This window comes from Acrocarpospora corrugata (assembly GCF_009687845.1).
Classification (GTDB): Bacteria; Actinomycetota; Actinomycetes; order Streptosporangiales; family Streptosporangiaceae; genus Acrocarpospora; species Acrocarpospora corrugata.
In genome coordinates, this window is record NZ_BLAD01000042.1 from 120,379 (window position 1) to 141,846 (window position 21,468).

15 protein-coding genes are annotated in these 21,468 nt (G+C 70.0%); 3 read left to right on the top strand and 12 right to left on the bottom strand.

Annotated features, from left to right (window positions below):
• Positions 1 to 80: 80 nt before the first annotated feature.
• The 11 genes from Acor_RS10255 to glgP all read right to left on the bottom strand — a co-directional run bounded on the left by Acor_RS10255 (position 81) and on the right by glgP (position 14,177).
• Positions 81 to 719, bottom strand: coding sequence for a flavin reductase family protein (locus tag Acor_RS10255; protein WP_155336341.1), 639 nt, complete (start codon positions 717 to 719; stop codon positions 81 to 83).
• A 190-nt stretch (positions 720 to 909) separates the two neighbouring features.
• On the bottom strand, positions 910 to 1,863 hold the full coding sequence (locus Acor_RS10260; protein WP_155336342.1) for an electron transfer flavoprotein subunit alpha/FixB family protein: 954 nt from the start codon (positions 1,861 to 1,863) through the stop codon (positions 910 to 912).
• A 10-nt stretch (positions 1,864 to 1,873) separates the two neighbouring features.
• Entirely contained in the window at positions 1,874 to 2,653 is a 780-nt protein-coding gene (locus tag Acor_RS10265) for an electron transfer flavoprotein subunit beta/FixA family protein (protein ID WP_155336343.1), read from the bottom strand.
• A gap of 123 nt (positions 2,654 to 2,776) precedes the next feature.
• Entirely contained in the window at positions 2,777 to 4,015 is a 1,239-nt protein-coding gene (locus tag Acor_RS10270) for a serine/threonine-protein kinase (protein ID WP_155336344.1), read from the bottom strand.
• A gap of 62 nt (positions 4,016 to 4,077) precedes the next feature.
• A complete protein-coding gene (locus Acor_RS10275; RefSeq protein ID WP_155336345.1) occupies positions 4,078 to 6,099 on the bottom strand; it encodes a serine/threonine-protein kinase in 2,022 nt (673 codons plus the stop codon).
• Positions 6,100 to 8,229 carry a serine/threonine-protein kinase gene (locus Acor_RS43120; protein WP_155336346.1) on the bottom strand — a complete coding sequence of 710 codons (2,130 nt, stop codon included), beginning with the start codon at positions 8,227 to 8,229 and terminating at the stop codon, positions 6,100 to 6,102. It abuts the gene before it with no gap.
• 106 nt (positions 8,230 to 8,335) lie between these two features.
• Positions 8,336 to 8,827, bottom strand: coding sequence for a YbaK/EbsC family protein (locus Acor_RS10285; protein ID WP_155336407.1), 492 nt, complete (start codon positions 8,825 to 8,827; stop codon positions 8,336 to 8,338).
• Positions 8,828 to 8,841: 14 nt separating this feature from the next.
• Positions 8,842 to 10,383, bottom strand: coding sequence for a flavin monoamine oxidase family protein (locus Acor_RS10290; protein ID WP_155336347.1), 1,542 nt, complete (start codon positions 10,381 to 10,383; stop codon positions 8,842 to 8,844).
• Positions 10,380 to 11,222: a M55 family metallopeptidase gene (locus tag Acor_RS10295; RefSeq protein ID WP_155336348.1), complete on the bottom strand. Its 843-nt coding sequence runs from the start codon at positions 11,220 to 11,222 to the stop codon at positions 10,380 to 10,382. The genes Acor_RS10290 and Acor_RS10295 overlap by 4 nt, the downstream gene beginning before the upstream one ends.
• A gap of 11 nt (positions 11,223 to 11,233) precedes the next feature.
• On the bottom strand, positions 11,234 to 11,428 hold the full coding sequence (locus Acor_RS10300; RefSeq protein WP_155336349.1) for a hypothetical protein: 195 nt from the start codon (positions 11,426 to 11,428) through the stop codon (positions 11,234 to 11,236).
• A gap of 145 nt (positions 11,429 to 11,573) precedes the next feature.
• Positions 11,574 to 14,177 carry an alpha-glucan family phosphorylase gene (gene glgP / locus Acor_RS10305; RefSeq protein ID WP_155336350.1) on the bottom strand — a complete coding sequence of 868 codons (2,604 nt, stop codon included), beginning with the start codon at positions 14,175 to 14,177 and terminating at the stop codon, positions 11,574 to 11,576.
• A 333-nt stretch (positions 14,178 to 14,510) separates the two neighbouring features.
• Between glgP and Acor_RS10310 the strand changes: the two genes are divergently transcribed.
• The 3 genes from Acor_RS10310 to Acor_RS10320 are packed head-to-tail and all read left to right on the top strand — an operon-like array spanning position 14,511 to position 19,678.
• Positions 14,511 to 16,586, top strand: coding sequence for an alpha-1,4-glucan--maltose-1-phosphate maltosyltransferase (locus Acor_RS10310; RefSeq protein ID WP_170316868.1), 2,076 nt, complete (start codon positions 14,511 to 14,513; stop codon positions 16,584 to 16,586).
• 31 nt (positions 16,587 to 16,617) lie between these two features.
• Positions 16,618 to 18,330 carry a maltose alpha-D-glucosyltransferase gene (treS, locus tag Acor_RS10315; protein ID WP_155336351.1) on the top strand — a complete coding sequence of 571 codons (1,713 nt, stop codon included), beginning with the start codon at positions 16,618 to 16,620 and terminating at the stop codon, positions 18,328 to 18,330.
• 4 nt (positions 18,331 to 18,334) lie between these two features.
• Positions 18,335 to 19,678, top strand: coding sequence for a maltokinase N-terminal cap-like domain-containing protein (locus Acor_RS10320; RefSeq protein ID WP_155336352.1), 1,344 nt, complete (start codon positions 18,335 to 18,337; stop codon positions 19,676 to 19,678).
• Here the strand turns inward: Acor_RS10320 and Acor_RS10325 are convergent, their stop codons facing one another.
• The gene (locus tag Acor_RS10325; RefSeq protein WP_155336353.1) at positions 19,679 to 21,373 is read right to left on the bottom strand and encodes a S49 family peptidase; all 1,695 of its coding nucleotides are present in this window, start codon (positions 21,371 to 21,373) and stop codon (positions 19,679 to 19,681) included.
• Between the last annotated feature and the right edge of the window lie 95 nt (positions 21,374 to 21,468).

Below are 21,468 nucleotides of genomic sequence, written 5' to 3' on the forward strand. Positions count from 1 at the left end.
GATAAGCGGGGGCTGGTGCATCCGGCGATGCCAGGCGGTGGATGAGCCGGGGCTGGTGCATCCGGCATCGCCGCCTGGCGTCAGGCGGACGCGCGCTCCAGCTGGTGCGGCATCTTCCAGCCCTCAGCCAGCCGGGACGGGTAGACGTTCTCGCCACCGCCGAAGAACTCGCAGAACTTCATGATCAGCGGATCCCACTTGAGCGGGTCGATGTAGTGGGTCCCCGGGATGATGAGCTTCTCCTCGATGTGCGCACGCAGCACCCTGACCTGGTACGCCGTCGCCTGCATGTCAGGCCCGCCGAACCGGTGGCTCGCCAGCAGCTCGCATTCCAGCTGGATCGGGCACTCCTTCACCCGGGGTGCCTTGACCAGTTCACCCGCCTGCTCGGTCAGCCCGGCCACCCCGAACTTGTCCCGCTCGAACCGGCAGTTCTGCGCCAGCCGGTACTCCGGAATGGGCGACTTCGCGGTGGTCAGCGCGAGCCGGTCGACGGCGTCCACCAGGTCGGCGGAGGCCAGGTTGAGCACGCACTCCCCCTCGCGGAGAATGTTCGGCCCGGTCTGCGCGTTGTCGCCGAGCCCCAGCATGCACGAGTCTCCCAGCCACCAGGCCGACGACATGGGCGAGATATTCGGCGTCCCGTCCTCATTCCGGGTCCCGACCAGCACCACCGGCGTACCGAAATACTTCACCTTCAGGTCAACGACCTCGTGCATTTTTCTGTCCCTTCGCCCGTCGCTTCGTTATGACTATCCCGCAGTCCGGGCCCTGGTGCTGGTGGAAATCGGACCTGGCATTTAGCGCCGGGGAAAGCACATATTCGCGCCCGAGTAAAGGGCCACTCTGAGTGGTACACGAAAAGACAATGGCGCCGCCCCGATCAGGGGGTGGCGCCATTGTCTGGAATTACTTGCGCTTCGCGATTTCCTCGGTCAGCTGGGGGACGACCTGGTTGAGGTCGCCGACGATGCCGAAGTCGGCGATCTCGAAGATCGGCGCTTCGGGGTCCTTGTTGATGACCACGATGGTCTTCGAGGTCTGCATGCCCGCCCGGTGCTGGATGGCCCCGGAGATACCCGCCGCGATGTACAGCTGCGGCGAGACCGTCTTGCCGGTCTGGCCGACCTGGAAGGCGTGCGGATACCAGCCCGCGTCGGTGGCCGCGCGGGACGCGCCCACGGCGGCGCCGAGCGAGTCGGCCAGCTTCTCGATGATGGCGAAGTTCTCGCCGGAGCCGACGCCCCGGCCGCCGGAGACGACGATGGCGGCCTCGGTCAGTTCGGGGCGGGCGCCCTTCTCCTGCTTGACCCGCTCGACGACCTTCGCGGCGCGGGCCGCGTCCGACAGCGCCACGTCCACCTTCTCCTCGGCGGCCGCGCCGGTCGAGGGAACCGGAGCGGTCGAGTTCGGGCGGACCGCCACGATCGGGGTGCCCTTGCTGACCCGGCTGTGCACGTTGACGCCACCGCCGAAGATCGACTGGTCGGCGACGAAGCCCTCGCCCAGGCCGACCGCGTCGGTGATGACGCCGGAGTCGGTCTTGACGGCGAGCCGGCCGGCGATCTCCTTGCCCTCGGCGGTCGAGGCGATCAGCACCGCCGCCGGGGCGCGGGAGGCGACCAGCGACGCGAGCAGTTCGGCCTTCGGCGCGACCACGTAGTCGACGATGTCGGCGGAGTCGGCCACGTAGACCTTTTCCGCGCCGAACTCGGCCAGCCTGCCCTTGGCGACCTCGGAGTAGCCGGGACCGGCCCAGACCGCGGCCGGTTCGCCCAGCGAGCGGGCCAGGGTCAGCAGCTCCAGGGTGACCTTCTTGACGTCCCCGTCGACGTGCTCGACGAGCACCAGGATCTCTGTCACGCCACCCTCCTCAGATGAACTTCTTCGACGCGAGGTAGTCGGCGGTCTTGACGCCGCCGTCACCCTCGTCCTTCACCACGGTGCCGGCCGCGCGCGGCGGCGCGACCGCGAAGTCGGCGACCTCGCTCCACGCGTTGGCGACGCCGACCTGGGCCGCGTCGATCTCCGCGTCGGCGATGCCGAAGGTCTGCACCTGCTTCTTCTTGGCCGCCATGATGCCCTTGAAGGACGGGTACCTCGGCTCGTTGATCTTCTCGACCACGGAGACGATGGCGGGCAGCGACGCCTCGACCTTGTCGAAGCCGTAGTCGGTGACCCGCTGGACGGTGATGCCCGCGCCGGAGATCTCGACCTTGTTGGCGAGAGTGAGCTGGGGCGTGCCGAGCCGCTCGGCCAGCATCGCGGCGAGCATGCCGGTCCTGGCGTCGGTGGACTCGGAGCCGAGGATGACCAGGTCAAACCCGATCTTCTTCAGCGTCTGCGCCAGCGCGTAGGACGTGGACAGGGCGTCCGAGCCGTGCAGGGCCGGGTCGACCAGGTGCACGGCCTTGTCGGCGCCCATGGCCAGGGCCTTGCGGATGGTGTCGGTGGCCTTGTCGGGGCCCATGGTGAGCACGGTCACCTCGCCACCGTGGGCCTCCTTCAGACGCAGCGCCTCCTCGACCGCGTACTCGCACAGCTCGTTGATGACGCCATCGGCGGCGTCCCGGTCGAGCGTCTTGTCATCGGACCGCAGCTTGCGCTCGGTCGCCGTGTCGGGGACCTGTTTCACGCAGACGACGATGTTCATGGCCGGTGGCCGACCTCCCGTATTCGGTGTGGCTCTGATCGCATGTTACCCGTGAGTAGCTTAGCCGCAAACCTTATACCCGCACCCTACCGAATTATGTTCCGGAGGCGACCGGCGGGGGGCTCAGCCGGCCAGCGCCAGCAGGCCGAGGGCGAACAGCAACGCGCCGACCGCAAGTAGCAGCGTGAACGTGCTGAACAGCGTGCTCAATCCCGCCCACAGCACGACGGAACCGGCGATGCACACCAGATCCACGACCACCCGGGGCCGGGCCTTCGCCACCAGGCCGAAGCCCGCGTCCACCAGGACTCCTGTCCCGTACGCGACGAGCAGCAGCAACGACAGTTCGGGCACGTGCTCCCGCCCGGTCGCGGCCAGCAACCCCACCACCAGGCCGGTGCCCACCACCCAGCGGCGGCGGACGACCTCCCGGCGGCGCAGCCGCGCGTCGTCGGGCCCCGGCTTGCGCTCGGGGGTGAGGCCGGGCCGCCACTCGCGCGTCTCGGCCTCCCGGTGACCCGCCGACTCGACCGGCATCGGCTCGGCCGCCGGCTCGGGCGCGCCGGTGAGCACCCGCTGCCGGGCCGTCCCGGCGAGGCGGTTCAGCAACTGGGCGGCGGACGGGCGGGCGGACGGTTCCGCGCGCAGGCATTCGCGCAGCAGCGGCACCAGCCAGGTGGGCACATCGTCCAGGTCCGGGTCCCCGTGCACGACCCGGTAGGCCACGCCCGCCACCGGTCCGAGCCCGTACGGGTGCCGCCCGGAAGCCGCGAACGCCAGCGTGGCCGCCCAGGCGAAGACGTCGGCCGCAGGACCGGCCTCCCGGCCCTCCAGGACCTCGGGCGCCAGGTAGCCTGGCGTGCCGACGACCGCGCCCGAGGTGGTCACCGCGGCCGTGTCCAGCGCGTACGCGATGCCGAAGTCGATCACGTATGGTTCGCCGTCGGCGACGATCACGTTGGCCGGTTTCAGGTCACGGTGCACGACCCCGGCCCGGTGCACGGCGACCAGAGCCTCGGCCAGGCCGTGCGCGAACCGGACCAGATCGTCGCCGTGCAGCGGCCCGTCGGCGACGACGGCGGAGAGCGCGCGGCCCTGCACATACCGGGTCACCAGGTACGGCTGGTCGCCGTCCAGCGAGGCGTCCAGGACCTCGGCGACGTGGTGGCCGTGGACCCGGCGCATGGTCTCCACCTCGCGGGCCAGCCGGGCCAGCGCGGAGGCGTCGGCGGCCACGTGCGGGTGCAGCACCTTCACCGCGACCGTCCGGCCCTCGCCGTCCAGCGCCAGGTGGACCGCGCCGAAACCGCCTGAGCCAAGGGGGGAGAGCAACTTGTAGGGCCCCAGAAACTCCTCGCCCATGCACCCTCCCTCGCGACTCCACGATCTATCGTGCCCAATCAGGGCACGACCGCACCTATGGGTCAGTTCCAGAATGTGATGAAGCCAAGTCCGAGCTGGTTCATCAGGTCCTCGATCAGGCCGCCGACCAGGTTGACGACCGTGTCCTCGCCCTTCTGCCTCAGGTCGGCGACGATCGCCTCGATGGCCTCGGACGGGGGCCGCCAGGGCGCCCAGGACGGAGCCGACGAGATCGCGGTCATCACCACGAAGAAGGCGAGCGTGCCGACCGCGATGGCGGCCACCATGCCCGCGCCGGGGCTGCGGATCAGCCCGCTGAGCGATTTGGCGACGGCCTTACGGGGGCCGCCGCCGCCCGGCAGGATGAACAGGCCGGCCACGAAGGCTCCGGCCGCGTATCCGGCGGCGGGGTCGGTGGGCAGGTTCGCGCCGTACACGAGCGCGCCCCAGACGCACATCCCGAACATGATCGAGAGCGGCACCTGGACCAGCGTGCCCAGGGCCGCCCTGATCAGCGCCCACGGGGTGCCGAGCACGGCCAGCATCGGCGTCTGCCGCCGGTCGGGGTGGTCGCCGAACAGGTAGTTGACGACCCGCAGGCAGAGCGCGGCGGCGATGGCGAACAGGCTGATGATCACCGGCAGCAGGCAGGCCGCCGCGACCAGCACGACCAGCAGCAGCCCCGCCAGGAACGGGTGCGCGGTCCGATACCTCGGCCCGGCCTCCGGCTGGTACGGCCTGGCCTGCGCGGGCGGCGGCGGCTGGTACCGAGGCGGCGCGCTCGGCTGCGCGTTGGCCGGCGCCGGATACCCGGCCACCCGCTGGTCGGCGTAGGGCGCCGGCTGGTACGGCGGCGGCACATACGGAGGCGGCGGCGCGGCCTTGCGCGCCTTCGGCACCTTGGGCGGCTTCTGCGGCCGCTGCGGCCGATCCGGTTTGACGTAGTTCACCGGAGTCAGCAGGTCGGCGTGGTTCTTGTCGACCGGCAGCCCCCGGGTGTGACCGGGCGCGTCGTCCAGAACCCGGGTGCCGTCATTAAGGATCTTGGTGCCATCGGTCAGCACCCGCGTCCCGTCGCTGCGGACCTTCGTGCCGTCGGCCAGCACCCGCGTGCCGTCGCTGAGGACCTTGGTGCCGTCGTTCAGCACCCGGGTGCCGTCCACGTGGATGCGGGTGCCGTCCGCGAGGACCTGCGTCCCGTCCTCCAGGACCCGCGTGCCGTCCTCCCCGGTCAGCACGTGGGTGGCGGCGGACTCCTTGAACACGGTGACCGACGGGTCCAGCGCCCGCGCCAGCCGCAGCAGCGCGCCCGCCGTCGGCCGGGTGGTCGCGTCGGTGGACAGGGCCAGCCGCAGCCAGCCGCGCAGCCAGGCGGGGGCCAGCTCGACCTTGGCCTTGCCCTCCAGGATGTTGTAACAGACCACCTCGAAGGTGCCGGACCCGAACGGCGGCTGCGCGGTGGCCGCGAAGAACACGGTCGCCGCCAGCGCGTGCACGTCGGCGGCCTGGGTGATCGCGCTGTCCCTGATGATCTCCGGGGCCAGGTAGCCGGGGGTGCCGACGAACATGCCGGTCTGGGTCAGCCGGGTGGCGTTGACCAGGTGCGCGATGCCGAAGTCGATGACCAGCGGCTCCACCCCGCCGGATCCCTCGACCATCATCACGTTCGCCGGTTTGAGGTCGCGGTGGATGACGTCGGCGGCGTGCACGGCGACCAGCGCCTCGCACAGGCCGCGCGCCAGCCGGACCAGTTCCCGGCCGCTGAGCGGCCCGCCGTCCAGGACGCGCTGCTCCAGCGTTCGTCCGGGCGCGAACCTGGTCACGATGTACGGCGTGGCCCCCACCAGATCCGCGTCGAGCACTTCGGCGACCCGCGGGCTGCGCACCCGCCGCATGGTCTCCACCTCGCGGGTGAGCCGGTCGCGCGCCTTCAGGTCGGACGCGACGTGCGGGTGCAGCACCTTGACGGCGACCTCGCGGTTGTCCCGGTCGAGTCCGAGGTGCACGACCCCCATGCCGCCTTCACCGAGCCGGCGAAGCAATCGGTACGGACCGATTCGCTCCGGAGCCTCAGTTGTGGCCATTTATGACCCCCCAGGTCCCTTTTGCCGTAGAACGGTCAAGCGGTCAACCAGATCCAGAATGTCGAAGCCCCAGAACAGGCCGGCGGTGTCGTCCCCCCTAACCGACAACAACGCGATTCCAGCCAACATCACCGCGAGCACCCCCGTGCCCCACGCCACGCCGACGGCCGCCGTCCTGGCCGGGAAGAGCGAGGCGAGCGTCCGCCGTACCTGGCGGGTGGGGGCTTCCACGGCGGGTCCCGCGCAGATCGCCCACAGGGCGACGGCGATGCCCCAGGCGATGGTGGCGCTCTCGTCCATGCTGGTGACCAGGACGGTCAGCAGCAGGGTGACGGGGACGCCGAGGATCAGGCCGTACAGGACGAGCCCGGCCGTGGCCGCGATCGACTTGAACAGCGGGCCGGGCAGGCTGATCACCCGGAACACGTCGGCCGCCGCGGCGCCGATCGGGCGGCGCGAGTTGAGCTGCGGCTGGGCGATGTCGGCGGCCCGGAACAGCACCACGGCGGGCAGCGCGATCAGCGCCACCAGCACCGGCGCGATCACGGCCGCCGCGGTCATCGCGACCAGCATGAGCACACTCGCCACCCCGTACGCCTTGGAGCGCTGCAGCATCGTGGCCCCCGGGCGCATGCCCGGGTTGTGCGGCGGCTGCGGCGGCGGCACCCTGACCGTCTGCTGGAACGGCGGCGGATGCGGCTGGTTGACGTGCGGGGTCTGCTCGTAGAAGTCGGGCGGCTGCTCGAAGAAGACCTGCTGCGGAGCCGGCCGGAGCTCCTCGGGACGCACCCGCCGGGTGGGGATGTCGCCATCCCGGCCGGGCTGCTGCTGCGGCGGAGGCGGCGGCTGATGCGGCTGATGCGGCTGATGCCAGGCGCTCGCGCCGGACGGCGGCCCCATCCGGGTAGGGATGTCCCCTTCGACGATCTTGGGGATGGTCGGCGGCTCGTACTTCGGCGGAGACGGAGGAGACGGAGGGGACGGCGGCTGCGACTGCTGCGTCTGCGGCTTGGCGCCCAGCCCGGCCCGGCGCAGATCCTCGCCGGTCACCCGCACCGTCGGGAACGGATCGCCACCCTGACCGGCGGGCGGCGGCGACGCCACCTGGCCGGTCTCCGGGGCGTCCCCGAGCAGCGACACGAACTCCGACCGCGACACGGCCGGAGTGATGTGCGGGTTCGGCCTGACCGGCGCGACCGGCTGGTTGACCTGCTCGTGCGAGGCCGGGCGCGGCACCGGCGGCGGCCCGTCCAGCCCGAGGATCTTGATCGGCTTGCCGGTGGTCTGGTCCACGTTCGGAACCGTGGTCACCTCGTCCGGCACCCGCTGCCGGTACGGATGCGGCAGCAGCCGGGAGACCTGGTCCCGCAGCTCACTCGCGGTCGGCCGGCGGGCCGGATCGCGCTGCAGCGCGGCCCGCAGCACCGGCTGGATCACCTGCGGCGCGCCCTCCACGTTCGCCTTGCCCGCGGTGATGTTGAAGAAGATCATCTCCAGCGTGCCCTTGCCGAACGGCGGCAGGCCGGTGGCGGCGTAGAGCAGCGTGCCCGCCCAGGCGTGCACGTCGACCTCGGGCCCGGCCTCCTGACCCTCGATGATCTCGGGGGCGAGGTAGCCGGGCGTGCCGATGAACATGCCGGTCTGGGTCAGCCGGGTGGCGTCGACGGCCTGCGCGATGCCGAAGTCGATCAGCACCGGCTCGCCGTCCAGCATCAGCACGTTGCCCGGTTTCAGGTCGCGGTGGATGACCCCGGCGGCGTGCACGGCGGCGAGCGCCTCGGCCACCCCCGCGGCCACCTTGAGCAGCGCCTCCACCGGCAACGCGCCGTCCTGCTTGACGATCTCGTCCAGCGGGCGCCCCGGCACGTATCTGGTCACGATGTACGGCCGCTGGCCGGTCACATCCGCGTCCACGACCTCGGCGATGTGCCGGTTGCGGACCCGGCGCATGGTCTCGACCTCGCGTGAGAGGCGACGGCGCGCGGTGTCGTCTCCGGCGACCTCCGGGCGCAGCACCTTGACGGCCACCTGCCTGCCATGAGCATCCAAGGCCAGGTGGACCACGCCCATACCACCCTCACCGAGCCGCCGCAGCAACCGGTAGGGGCCCAGTCGGTCGTCCTGATTCATGCCTTAAGCACCATACCGACTAAAACACCGTCCATGAGTGAGCCATCGGGCCACATTCCTGCTAAGCACAACGTTAGGAGTGGCTCAACGGTTTCCCACCCTACGGTCACAATGTGAGCACCAGTGTCTCGCCACCCGTCGCCGCGACCAGGTCCGCGCCGGAAATGGCCAGCTTAGAGCGGCGAAGACCACTCCCGATCACTAAAAATGAACGGCTGGTCACGTTTTCATCAACGAGCACCGGCCAGCTCTCCGGCAGGCCCAGCGGGGTGATACCGCCGTATTCCATGCCGGTGAGGCTGACCGCCTCCGGCTGCGGGGCGAAGGAGACCTTCCGGACGTCCAGCCGTTTCCTGATCACGCCGTTCACGTCGGCGCGGTCGGTGGCCAGGACCATGACGGCCGCGTAGCGGGTCTCGCCGCCGCGTCTGCCGGCCACGATCACGCAGTTGGCGGAGTCTTCCAGGGCCACGCCGTACCGGTCGCAGAAGGCGGCGGTGTCGGACAGGCCCGGGTCGATCTCGGCCACCCGCAGGCCGGGGACGAGCGCCTTGGCCACCGGATCGGCGAGCAGGTCGAGGTGGTCGGCGGCGGGCATCCAGTCGAGCTGCGTCACTCGGACTCCTCCTTCAGCACCCGCTGGTGCAGGCTGGCCACCACGTGGCGGGCGGATTCGAAGGCTCCAGCCTGCCAGGCGACCAGATGGGTGAGCCAGTCGCCGGCGAAGTAGACCCGCCCGGCGGGCTGCTTGAGCAGACCGGCCGAGGGCATGTAGGCCCAGGCGCCGTTGATGTGCGGGCGGTTGGACCAGGTCATCGAGATGCTGGAGAGCAGGTCCTTCCGGTATTTCGGGCCGTGCACGCGTTCGCCCTGGGCGAGCGCCTTCTCCAGGCGTTCCGGGTGTTTCAGACCGGCGTAGGCGTCGGCGTCTGCGGCGAAGTTGTAGTAGCCGACCACCAGGCCGCGGGGGCGGTGGAACCCCTCGGACGGGTACCAGATCCGGCCGATGTCCAGGTCGGTCTCGGTGATGCCGCCGTAGATGCGGTCCTCCTGCTCCCACCAGCGGCGGCCGTACTCCAGGCCGAGCTTGCCCGCAGAGAACGCGGTGGCGGAGCGGAGCGCGGCCACGACGGGCGCTTCCAGGTTGCCGGGGACCAGGGCCATCAGGTGCGGCGGGAGGGTGGCGATGCAGTAGTCCGCCCTGAGCACGCCGCCGGAGTGGGCGACCTCGACGCCGTCCGGCAGGTTGGCGACCTTGGTGACCTTGGACGAGAGCCGGATCCGGTCCCGGCCGACCACGTCGGCCAGCGCGGTCACGATCCGGTCCATGCCGCCGACCGGCTGGAACATGGGCATGGCCTGGTCGGCGGCGAGGTCGAAGGTGAGCGCGGGGCCCAGCTGGTAGCCGAGGAGTTCGCTCAGCGTGGGCGGCGGCGGCAGCGGCGCGCCGGCCTCCATGCCCGGATAGGTGGCGAAGCCGCGCCGCTCGGAGTCCTCGTAGGTGGTCTTCTCGCCGAGATCCCCGTACTGGCGGAGGAAGTCCAGCAGGAGTTGCCGGTCGGACTCCTGGACGTTCTCGTCGAGCGCGCCCTGGCTGGTGACCTTGGCGAGGAGTTCGGCGAGGTGGCCCTGCATGTCGGCGCGCGCCGTCCGGTAGCGGACGGGGGCCTTCATGCCGGAGGTGTAGACATACGCGGAGGCGTTGCTGTTGACGAACAGTTCGATGGGCACGCCGAGTTCGCGGCAGTAGTCGAGGGTGACCATCCACGAGGCGATCCGGGCAGGGCCCGCGTTGAAGTAGACCCCCTCCCCGAAGGCCACCGCCTGCTTGGCGCCGCTCAGCTCGGTGACCTGGTCGCCGCCGCGCAAGGTCAGATTGCGCCCGCCGATCCGATCCGCGGCCTCCAGGATCGTGCAGTCATATCCGGCTTTGCCTAATTCGTAGGCACAGGCCAGCCCCGCCACCCCCGCGCCCAGCACGATCACCTTGGCGGCGGCCTTGCCGCGTAACGTGAAGTCCGACTGACGCGGCGCCTCGAAGTCCGAACGCTGCTCCCCCGGGGCCAGCCCGAGCACGTTCATGGCCGCGAACATGGTGCCCGCCCCGCCGGCGGCGCCCAGGCCGATCAGCAGCGCCCGGCGGGAGATCGTCATCCGTACACCCCACTCCCGCAGGCCACCTGGCCCGCGATCATCGCGTAGATCCCGAACAGCGCCATGATCTCGTGGTAGTCGTCGGTACGGAACTCGGTGTGCCTCGGCCCGAGCAGCCGCGTGCCCGGCACGATCGCGCAGCCCGCCGCGATCGCCGTGGAGTTCCACTCCACCCCCAGCCGGTACGGCGGCTCCACCACATAAGGCGAAAAATCCGGCAGCCGGTTCAACGCCCGCCCGGCCGCCTCCCGGATCCGCGCCTGCGCCACCGCCGGCGGCAGCAACTCGGCGGCGAACCGGTCCACCCCCTTCTTCACGGCGACCGTCTCCACCTCGCCCAGCAGCTCGGCGGCCTCGGCACAGACCGCCTCATCCCCCGTGACCAGCATGACCGGCACCCCCAGCGCCCCCGCGAACCCAGCGACCAGCCGCGTCTCCCCGCAGATCTCGCCGTTGAGGTAGACGTTGTGGATCTCCTTACCCATCCAGGTGTGGTTGAGCACCCCATCCGGCACACCGGCCCGCGCGTGATACCCCGCGAAGCAGGCGGCGGCGAACCCCGCGGTCAGCCCCTGGGCCATCCGATGCGGCTTCCCCGGCCCCCGAATCAGCGTGGCCCTCGGATCGATCAGGTCGATCCGGAGATTCTTGGTGGAGCCGTGCGCGTCATTGACCAGCACGCTCCCCGCGCCCGCGTCGAACGCCCCCGCGACGACCGCGTTGGCGTCCCCGGTCATCAGCTCGCAGCCGCGCTCGTAGCCCCGGCCCCCCGCGTGCATCTCCTCCGGATCGGTCAGCCCGGTGACACCCTCCATGTCGACCGACACATAGACCTTCATACGCCCCGCTTTCAGACGGCCTTGAGATCCCGTAGCCGGTCCAGTTCGCGGCGCAGCGCCACCACCTCCCGCCGCAACATCTGGACCTCCCACAGGGTGTCCCTGATGTCCCGCAAGTGATCGGCCTTCGTGACATAACGCGCATCGATCCGGACCCGCACCGCCCGCCGAAGCCGCCTGGGAACCACCCTCAAGACGAACCGCATGAACGGCCACGATAGTGGCTTCCCGTGACGATTCCGCCGGGCTCTGATCACAATCGAGTGGCTTCCCAGCGTATGTCGCGAACTGGGTGACCTGCACAACGTGCGAACGGCCCGCCGCAGGTGCGGCGGGCCGTTCGCATGATCGTCAGCGGAGGGTGCCGTTGGTCATACCGGCGGGTTCCTCGGGGACGGCGATGAGACCGAGCTCGGCCGGGGAGGCCATCAGGGGGTGGTGCGGGACCACCCGGACGGAGTAGCCGAAGGCGCCGGTGCGGTCCAGCGGGATGGTGCCGGTGAAGGGAGCGCGGCCGTCGTCGCCGGGGTCGCCGGGGGTGAGGGAGACATAGGTGGGTTCGATGAGTTCGTCGTGCGGGCCGACCCGGCCGTAGCCGGCCTGGACCTGGACGTCCTCGGGGGTGAGGTCGCCCAGGGCGATGGTGGCGGTGATCTCCATCAGGACGCCCAGCTCCGGGGTGTCGCCGATGCCGGAGGTCTCCACGTGCTCGACGCGGACGCCGGGCCAGGCCTGGGAGACGCGGAGTTTCCAGGCCGCGAACGACTTGGCGCCGTGGAAGTGGTCGGCGGAGAGGGTTCTGGCCGCGTGGGCGGCGGGCGCGTACAGATCCACGACGTAGTCGCGGAGCATGCGGCCGGCCAGGACCTTGGGGCCGAGGGAGCTGAGGGTGTGCTTGACCATCTCCAGCCAGCGGCGCGGCAGGCCGTCGGCGGCGCGGTCGTAGAAGCGGTCGGCGACCTCGCGTTCGATCAGGTCGTAGAGGGCGGTGGCCTCGAGTTCGTCCCGGCGGTCGGGGTCGGTGACGCCGTCGGCGGTGGGGATGGCCCAGCCGTTGGTGCCGTCGTACCACTCGTCCCACCAGCCGTCCTTGATGGACAGGTTGAGGCCGCCGTTGAGCGCGGCCTTCATGCCGGAGGTGCCGCAGGCTTCGAGCGGGCGGAGCGGGTTGTTCATCCAGACGTCGCAGCCCTGGACCAGGAGCTGGCCGAGGGCCATGTCGTAGTCGGGGAGGAAGACGATGCGGTGCCGCACGTCCTCCATGTCGGTGAAATTCACGATCTGCTGGATGAGCTTCTTGCCGCCCTCGTCGGCGGGGTGGGCCTTGCCGGCGATCAGGATCTGTACCGGCTTGTCGGGGTCGAGCAGCAGCTCGCGCAGGCGGTCGGGGTCGCTGAGCATGAGGGTGAGCCGCTTGTAGGAGGGCACCCGCCGGGCGAAGCCGATCGTCAGCACGCCCGGGTCGAGGGCCTCGTCGGTCCAGCCGAGTTCGGCGGCGGAGGCGCCGCGCTGCCGCCAGGAGTGGCGCAGGCGCTTGCGCGCGTCCGCCACCAGGCGGCCCCTCAGCTGGCCGCGGATGGTCCAGATGTCGGCCTCGGAGAGCTTCTGCACGCTGTCCCAGCCCTGCGCCCGGTCCACCAGCGTGGGCAGCTCCTTGCCGGCCAGTTCCATCACCTCGCGGCCCACCCAGGTGGGGGCGTGCACGCCGTTGGTGATCGAGCCGATCGGGATCTCGGACAGGTCGAAGCCGGGCCACAGGCCCTGGAACATCCCCCGGCTGACCTCGCCGTGCAGCACCGAGACGCCGTTGACCCGCTGGGCCAGGCGCATGCCCATTACGGCCATGTTGAAGACGGCCTTCTCGCCGTCCCCGTCCGAGCCCTCCGGCTCGGCGCCGAGCTCCAGGATGCGGTCCACGTTCACGGTCGGCCAGGCGTTGTCGCCGCCGAACTGGCGGCCGATCATCTCGGCCGGGAAGCGGTCGATACCGGCCGGGACGGGCGTGTGGGTGGTGAACACCGTGCCCGCGCGGACGGCCTCCAGGGCCTCGTCGAAGGAGAGCCTGGCCTCGGTGAGCTCGCGGATGCGCTCCAGGCCGAGGAAGCCCGCGTGGCCCTCGTTGGTGTGGAAGACCTCAGGCTCGGCGTGGCCGGTGATCCGGCAGTACGCGCGCAGCGCCCGGACGCCGCCGATGCCGAGCAGCAGTTCCTGCATCAGGCGGTGGTCGCCGCCGCCGCCGTAGAGGCGGTCGGTGACGTCGCGGGCGGCGGCGTCGTTGTCGGCCACGTCGGAGTCGAGCAGCAGCAGCGGGATGCGGCCGACCTGCGCGATCCAGATCTGGGCGTGCAGGGTGCGCCCGCCGGGCAGGCCGATCCGGATCCTGGACGGCGTGCCGTCCTCCTCCTTCAGCAGCGTGAGCGGCAGGCCGCCGGGGTCCAGCGACGGGTAGTGCTCCTGCTGCCAGCCCTCCGGCGACAGCGACTGGGAGAAGTAGCCGTGCCGGTAGAGCAGGCCGACGCCGAGGATCGGCACGCCCAGGTCGCTGGCGGCCTTCAAGTGGTCGCCGGCCAGGATGCCGAGGCCGCCGGAGTACTGGGGCAGCGCGGCGGCGATGCCGTACTCAGGGGAGAAATAGCCGATCGCGGCCGGACCGCCGGGGATGGTCTGGAACCAGCGCGGCGCGGTCATGTACTCGCGGAGATCGTCGGCGGCGTCGGCGAGCCGGCGCAGGAAGCGGCGGTCGCGGGCGAGTTCGCGCAGCCGGTCGGCGGCCACGGCGCCGAGCAGCGCCACCGGGTCGTGACCGACGCGCTCCCACACCTCGGGGTCGACCTCGGCGAACAGGTCCATCGTCTCCGGGTGCCACGACCAGCGGAGATTCTGGACCAGCTCACCGAGCGGGGCGAGTTCGGCCGGAAGGACGGTACGGACGGTGAACCTGCGAATAGCTCTCACGTGGCCAGACCCTAGGGGATGTGAGGGGGTGGAGGAGCACATACAGCTCTCACCAAAGGTGGTCCCGCTCAAACATCACAGGTCCGCTGCCCGCCACGGTGAAACCGTTGACACGACATGTAGTTGATCAGTAACCCTGCGGAAGAGGATGGAGTTGACTGTCGCGATGCTCTTTCATATCGATGGGTAAACATGGAGCATTAGGGCAACTCCTGTATGAGCTACCGGCCCGCCCGGCGGGTCGTGGTTCGTGCTGCCCGACTCCGAGCCAAGATCGATCCTTGCCCGTGAACTCCGGCGGTACCGGGTGTGCCGTCGCTACGTTGAGAAACGATGATCGGAAGAATCCCAATCCAGGACATCCACCCTGTCGTCGACTGCGGGAAGCGTCCCGCGAAGGCGGCCGCGGGTGAAACCTTCGAGATCAGCGCCATCGTGTTCCGTGAGGGACACGACGCGGTCGCCGCCGGGGTGGTGCTCATCGACCCGGACGGCGTGCCGGGGCGGCTGCAACCCATGCGCGAACTGGCGCCGGGCACGGATCGATGGGGGGTGAGCGTCACCCTGCCGTCGGAAGGGCTGTGGTCCTTCCGGGTCGAGGCGTGGAGCGACCCGGTCGCGACCTGGCTGCACGACGCCGGGATCAAGATCCCCCGAGGGCTGGACAGCGACCTGATGTGCGAGGAGGGCGCCCGGCTGTTCGAGCGTGCCGCCAAGGCGGTGCGGACCGGGGACTGCCCTTCCGGCACCGGCCGGCTGGGCCGCAAGGGCAAGGATCGTGCGCCGGCCCAGGTCTGCGGGCATCGGGCGGCGCTGCAGGCGCTGGCCGCGCGGCTGCGGGACGACGAGGTGGATCCGCGGGCCAGGTTCACGGCGGCGCAGCGGCCGGAGTCGCTGGCGCTGATCGCCGCGCACCCGCTCCGGGACCTGGTCACCAGGTCCACGCCGACGAAGATCCGGGTGGACCGGCGGCGGGCCCTGTTCGGCTCCTGGTATGAGTTCTTCCCCCGCTCGGAGGGGGCGGTGGTCGAGGACGGGGTGCCCACGTCCGGCACGTTCGCGACCGCCGCGCTACGGCTGCCCGCGGTCGCCCAGATGGGCTTCGACGTGGTCTATCTGCCGCCCATCCACCCGATCGGGATGGCGTTCCGCAAGGGCCGCAACAACACGCTGACCCCCGAGCCGTTCGACCCGGGGTCGCCGTGGGCGATCGGCGCGGAAGAAGGCGGACATGACGCCATAAATCCGGATCTGGGGACGACCGAGGATTTCGATGCGTTCGTGGAGCGGGCCAGGGAACTGGGCATGGAGGTCGCGCTCGACCTGGCGTTGCAGTGCTCGCCGGACCATCCGTGGGTGAAGGAGCATCCGGAGTGGTTCAACATCCGGGCCGACGGGTCCATCGCGTACGCGGAGAATCCGCCGAAGAAGTACCAGGACATCTATCCGCTCAACTTCGACAAGGATCCGGTCGGGATCTACGCCGAGGTCAAGCGGGTGGTGCGGCACTGGATGGCGCACGGCGTACGGATCTTCCGGGTGGACAACCCGCACACCAAGCCGGTGGCGTTCTGGGAGCGGCTGCTGGCCGACATCCGGGCCGACGACCCCGACGTGCTGTTCCTGTCGGAGGCGTTCACCCGCCCGGCGATGATGCGCGCCCTGGCCAAGGTCGGGTTCCACCAGTCCTACACGTACTTCACCTGGAAGAACTCGCGGACCGAGCTGGAGGAGTATCTCTCGGAGCTCGCCCAGGAAACGGGACATTTTTTGCGCCCGAATCTATTCGTCAACACTCCCGACATCTTGCATGAGTACCTTCAAAACGGTGGCATACCAGCCTTCAAGATCCGCGCGGTGCTGGCCGCGCTGACCGCGCCGAGCTGGGGGGTGTACGCGGGATATGAACTGGGCGAGAACGTCCCGGTACGTCCGGGCAGCGAAGAGTACCTGGACAGCGAGAAGTACCAGTACCGTCCAAGGGACTGGTCAGCGGCCGAACGCGAGGGCCGCAGCCTGGCCCCGCTCATCACGCAGCTCAATTTGTTCAGAAGAGCACACCCGGCACTCCAGGAATTGCGTAATCTACGGTTTCACAACGTTGATCAGCCCGATGTGATCTGCTTCTCCAAGCGGCTCCCCGGCGCCTACGACACGGCCACACGACGGCACGGCCTAGGCGACGTCGTTCTGGCTGTCGTCAACCTGGATCCGCACAACACCCATGAGGGCACCGTCCATTTGGACTTGCCGGCCCTCGGTCTCGACTGGCAAGCCGAGTTCGTCGTGGACGACGAGCTGTCGGGCGAGTCGTACCGCTGGCGGCAGGCCAACTACGTGCGCTTGGACCCTCACGTCAATCCCGCACACGTCTTCACGCTGCGTCACGGGTCAGCGCACCGCCCGTGAGGTCAGCCCTGCACATCCGGGGAGTACAACGGTGAGCCTTATACCGAGTCAGAATCAGCCCATTCCGAACACCTTCACGCACGAGAAACCCCGCGATCAGTACTGGTACAAGCGGGCGGTGTTCTACGAGGTGCTGATCCGAGGCTTCGCCGACTCCAACGGTGACGGCACGGGCGACATTCGCGGTCTGATCGACAAGCTCGACTACGTCCAGTGGCTGGGGGTGGACTGCCTCTGGCTGCTCCCGCTGTACGAGTCCCCCCTACGAGACGGCGGATACGACATCGCCGACTTTATGAAGATTTTGCCGGACTTCGGCGATCTGGGGGACTTCGTCCGGTTGATCGAGGAGGCTCACAAGCGCGGCATCCGGGTCATCGCCGACCTGGTCATGAACCACACCAGCGACCAGCACCCGTGGTTCCAGGCCTCCCGGCGTGACCCGGACGGTCCGTACGGCGACTTCTACGTCTGGAACGACAACGACGAGCTGTACAAGGACGCCCGGATCATCTTCATCGACACCGAGACGTCCAACTGGACCCACGACCCGGTCCGCGGCCAGTACTACTGGCACCGCTTCTTCAGCCACCAGCCGGACCTCAACTACGAGAACCCGGACGTGCAGGAGGCGATGCTGGAGGTGCTGCGGTTCTGGCTGGACCTCGGCATCGACGGGTTCCGGATGGACGCCATCCCGTACCTGTTCGAGCAGGAGGGCACCAACTGCGAGAACCTGCCCAGGACGCACGAATACCTCAAGCGGGTCCGGAAGGAGGTGGACCGCCTCTACCCGGACCGGGTGCTCCTGGCGGAGGCCAACCAGTGGCCGGCCGACGTGGTCGAGTACTTCGGCGACCCGGTCACCGGGGGCGACGAATGCCACATGGCCTTCCATTTCCCGCTGATGCCCCGCATCTTCATGGCGGTACGGCGGGAGTCGCGCTACCCGATCTCCGAGATCATGGCGCAGACCCCGAAGATCCCGGAGAACTGCCAGTGGGGCATCTTCCTGCGTAACCACGACGAGCTCACCCTCGAAATGGTCACCGACGAAGAGCGCGACTACATGTACTCCGAGTACGCCAAAGACCCCCGGATGCGCGCCAACGTGGGCATCCGCCGCCGCCTGGCGCCCCTGCTGGAGAACGACAGGAACCAGATCGAGCTCTTCACGGCGCTCCTTTTGTCCCTGCCGGGTTCGCCGGTGCTCTACTACGGGGACGAGATCGGGATGGGGGACAACATCTGGCTGGGCGACCGCGACGGAGTCCGTACGCCCATGCAGTGGACCCCCGACCGGAACGCGGGCTTCTCCACCTGCGACCCTGGCCGCCTCTACCTGCCGCCGGTGATGGACCCCATCTACGGCTACCAGGCGATCAACGTCGAGGCGCAGCAGAAGAGCTCGGGCTCGCTGCTGCACTGGACCAAGCGGATGATCGACATCCGCAAGCGGCACCCGGTGTTCGGGCTCGGCGAGTTCATCGAGCTCAACTCCTCCAACCCGAGCGTGCTGGCCTTCGTCCGGGAACTGGGCGACGACCGGGTGCTCTGCGTCAACAACCTGTCCCGCTTCCCGCAGCCGGTCGAACTGGACCTGCGGCGATTCGAGGGCGCCGAGCCGGTGGAGACCATGGGTGGCGTGCCATTCCCCCCAATTGGTGAACTTCCGTATCTTTTGACGCTCCCTGGGCATGGTTTCTACTGGTTCACCATCCCACCGGTGTCACGGGAGGAATAGGAACGTGCTGACCGAGCTCCTTACCGGCTGGATCGCCAATCAACGCTGGTTCGCCGGTAAGGGCCGCCCGATCGACGACCTGTCGATCGAGTCGAGCACGCAACTCGCCGCCGACGACCCTATCCTCGCCCACCTGGTCGTCTCGGTACGGCAGGGCGACCGGGCCACCCGCTACCAGCTGCTGCTGGGGCTGCGCGACGAACTCCCCGACCGGCTCAGGCACGTGCTGATCGGCCGCACCGAGTGGGGCGGCCGGGAGCGCTACGCCTACGACGCCGCCCACGACTCGGGCCTGACCGGACGGCTGCTGGCCGGCATGGACGTGGAACTCCAGATCGGCCCGCTCTCCTTCCACCGGATCCAGGACGTCGAGATCGACACCACGCCGCGCAGCCTGGTGATGACCGCCGAGCAGTCCAACACCTCGATCGTCTTCGGCGACCGGTACATCCTCAAGCAGTTCCGCGCGCTGATCCCCGGCGTCAACCCCGAGCTGGAGATCGTCACGGCGCTGGCGGCGGCCGGGTCCTCGCATGTGGCCAAGCCGTACGGGTGGATCGAGAGCACGCTGGACGGGCAGCCGACCACGCTGGCGATCATGCAGGAGTTCCTGTCGAACTCCAGCGAGGGCTGGGCGATGGCGCTGACCAGCGTCCGCGACCTGTACGCGCAGCCCAGGGACCTGTCCGCGGCCGACTCCGGCGGCGACTTCGCGGCCGAGGCGCACCGGCTGGGGGCGGCCACCGCGCAGGTGCACCGGGACCTGGCCCGGGTGTTCCCGACGGCGGTGATCGAGCCGCCCGAGGTCAAGCGGATGACCGAGACGTTCCGCCGCCGGCTCGACCGGGCCATCGCGGAGGTGCCGCAGCTGTATCCGCACGCGGATGTCGCGCACGCGGCCTACGACCAGCTGGCCGACATCGACCGGCCGGTGGCCGTGCAGCGGGTGCACGGCGACTACCACCTGGGCCAGGTCATGCGGACGGCCGCCGACTGGGTGGTCCTCGATTTCGAAGGGGAGCCGGGGCAGCCGCTGGCCGAGCGGCGGGCGCTGGACTCGCCGCTGCGGGACGTGGCCGGCATGCTGCGCTCGATCGAGTACGCGGCCCGGCACCTGCTGGCCGACCACCCGGACGCGGCTTCGCTGGCCTCCCGGGCCCAGGAGTGGGCGGCCCGCAACCGGTCCGCGTTCCTGACCGGCTACACCGAGGCGGGCGGCAGCATCACCGGCGCGGACGCCGTGCTGCTGCACGCCCTCAAGCTCTCCAAAGCCGTGTACGAGGTCGTGTACGAGGCGCGGAACCGGCCGACCTGGCTGCCGATCCCGCTGGCCGCCTTCCAGGAATGATCAGCGAATCGTCCACTGGCCGGGCAGCATCAGCGGCCCGCCGGCGGCCGGCAGGCCGAGTTCTGCGGCCAGCGCCGACATCGGGCCCCACGCCTCCAGCCTGATCCTGGTCAGCGCGGCGGCCTTGTCCTCGCTGGACTCCGCCGGGCGCAGCCGCTCCAGCGGGTTCAGCCGGGGATAGGAGCGCACCGGCGCGTCGACCGGCAGGCCCGCCTTCTTGCGGGCCAGGGCCAGCGCGTCCTCCAGGCCGCCGAGCTCGTCCACCAGGCCGTTCTCCCGCGCGTCCGCGCCGGTCCACACCCGGCCGCGGGCCAGCTCGTGCGCCCGGTCGCGGTCCAGGCCGCGGCCCTCCGCCACCTTGCCGACGAAGTCGTCGTAGATCCGGTCCAGCCAGGCGTTGACCCGCGCCCACTGGGCCTCGGAGAAGCCCCGGGTGAGGGAGAACATCCCGGCGTTGGCGCCCTCGGTCACCGTCTCGGAGACCACGCCGATCCGGCTGAGCAGTTCGCCCAGCACCGGCTTGCCGCCGAAGACGCCGATCGAGCCGGTCAGCGTGCCCGGCTGCGCCATGATCACGTCGGCGGCCATGGCCACGAAGTAGCCGCCGGAGGCGGCCACGTCGCCCATCGAGACGATCACCGATTTGCCGGCCTTGCGGGCCAGCACGACCTCGCGCCAGATCGTGTCTGAGGCCACGTACGACCCGCCGGGGCTGTCCACCCGGAACACGATCGAGCGGACCTTGTCGTCGCGGCGGGCCGAGCGCAGCGCGGCGGCGATGGTGTCGGAGCCCATCGCGCTGCCGCCGCCGAGCGGGGACCGGCCGCTGCGGCCCATCCGGATCGGCCCCGAGCCCTGGACGAGGGCGATCACGTCCGCGTTCGGGTGCGGCATCTTGCGGGGCAGGGCGTTCTTGGCGTAACGCGCCACGTAGAGAAGGTGCGAGCCCTCCGGCACGGTCTCCGCGTAGACCTCGTCACGATATTTCAGGTCATCGACCAGACCGGCGTCCACCGCTTCCGCGCCGATGAAAGGCCCCTGGTCGATCAGTTCGCGCACCCGGGCCGGCGCCAGACCGCGCGAGTCCGCGATGCCGGCCACGATCTGCTCGGTCACCGACTCCGCGATCCTGGCCGCCGACTCGCGGTGCGCCTCGGTCATATGGTCCTGGGTGAACATGTTGGCGGCGGTCTTGTACTCGTGCCGCTGCCCCATCTGGTACTCCACGCTGAGCTTGGCCAGCGCGTCCTTCACGAACCGCTGCTCCAGCGCGATCCCGGTCAGCCCCACGTCGCCGGACGGCTGCAGATAGACCCGCTCGAAGGCGCTGGCCAGGTAGTAGGCGACGGTTCCCGCGCCGAACTCCCCGTACGTCTCCGCGTAGGCCACCGTCAGTTTCCCGGCGGCGCGCAGCTTCACCACCGCGCCGCGCAGCTCCTGCACCACGCCCAGGCCCAGCGGGCCGCCGCCGATCCGCACGATCAGCGCCTTGACCCGGGGATCCTTGCGCGCCCTGCGCAGCCCGGCCAGCACGTCGGCCAGCCGCGCCTTGCGCATGGTCAGCAGCGCGCCCAGCGGATCGGCGGGCGGCGCGTCGGCCAGGCCCTCGGTCAGGTCGAGCTCAAGGACCAGTGGTCCCGTGCGGCGCTGCCGCATCCGCCCGACGGTCTCCACGATCGTCCTCGTCGCGTCCATACCCGCCACCCTAAGCGACGCGGGAACGGCCCTCGCGTCCTCAGACGCGAGGGCCGTCGATCCTCTGGGGGGTGTGGGGTGATTCAGCCCTGAGG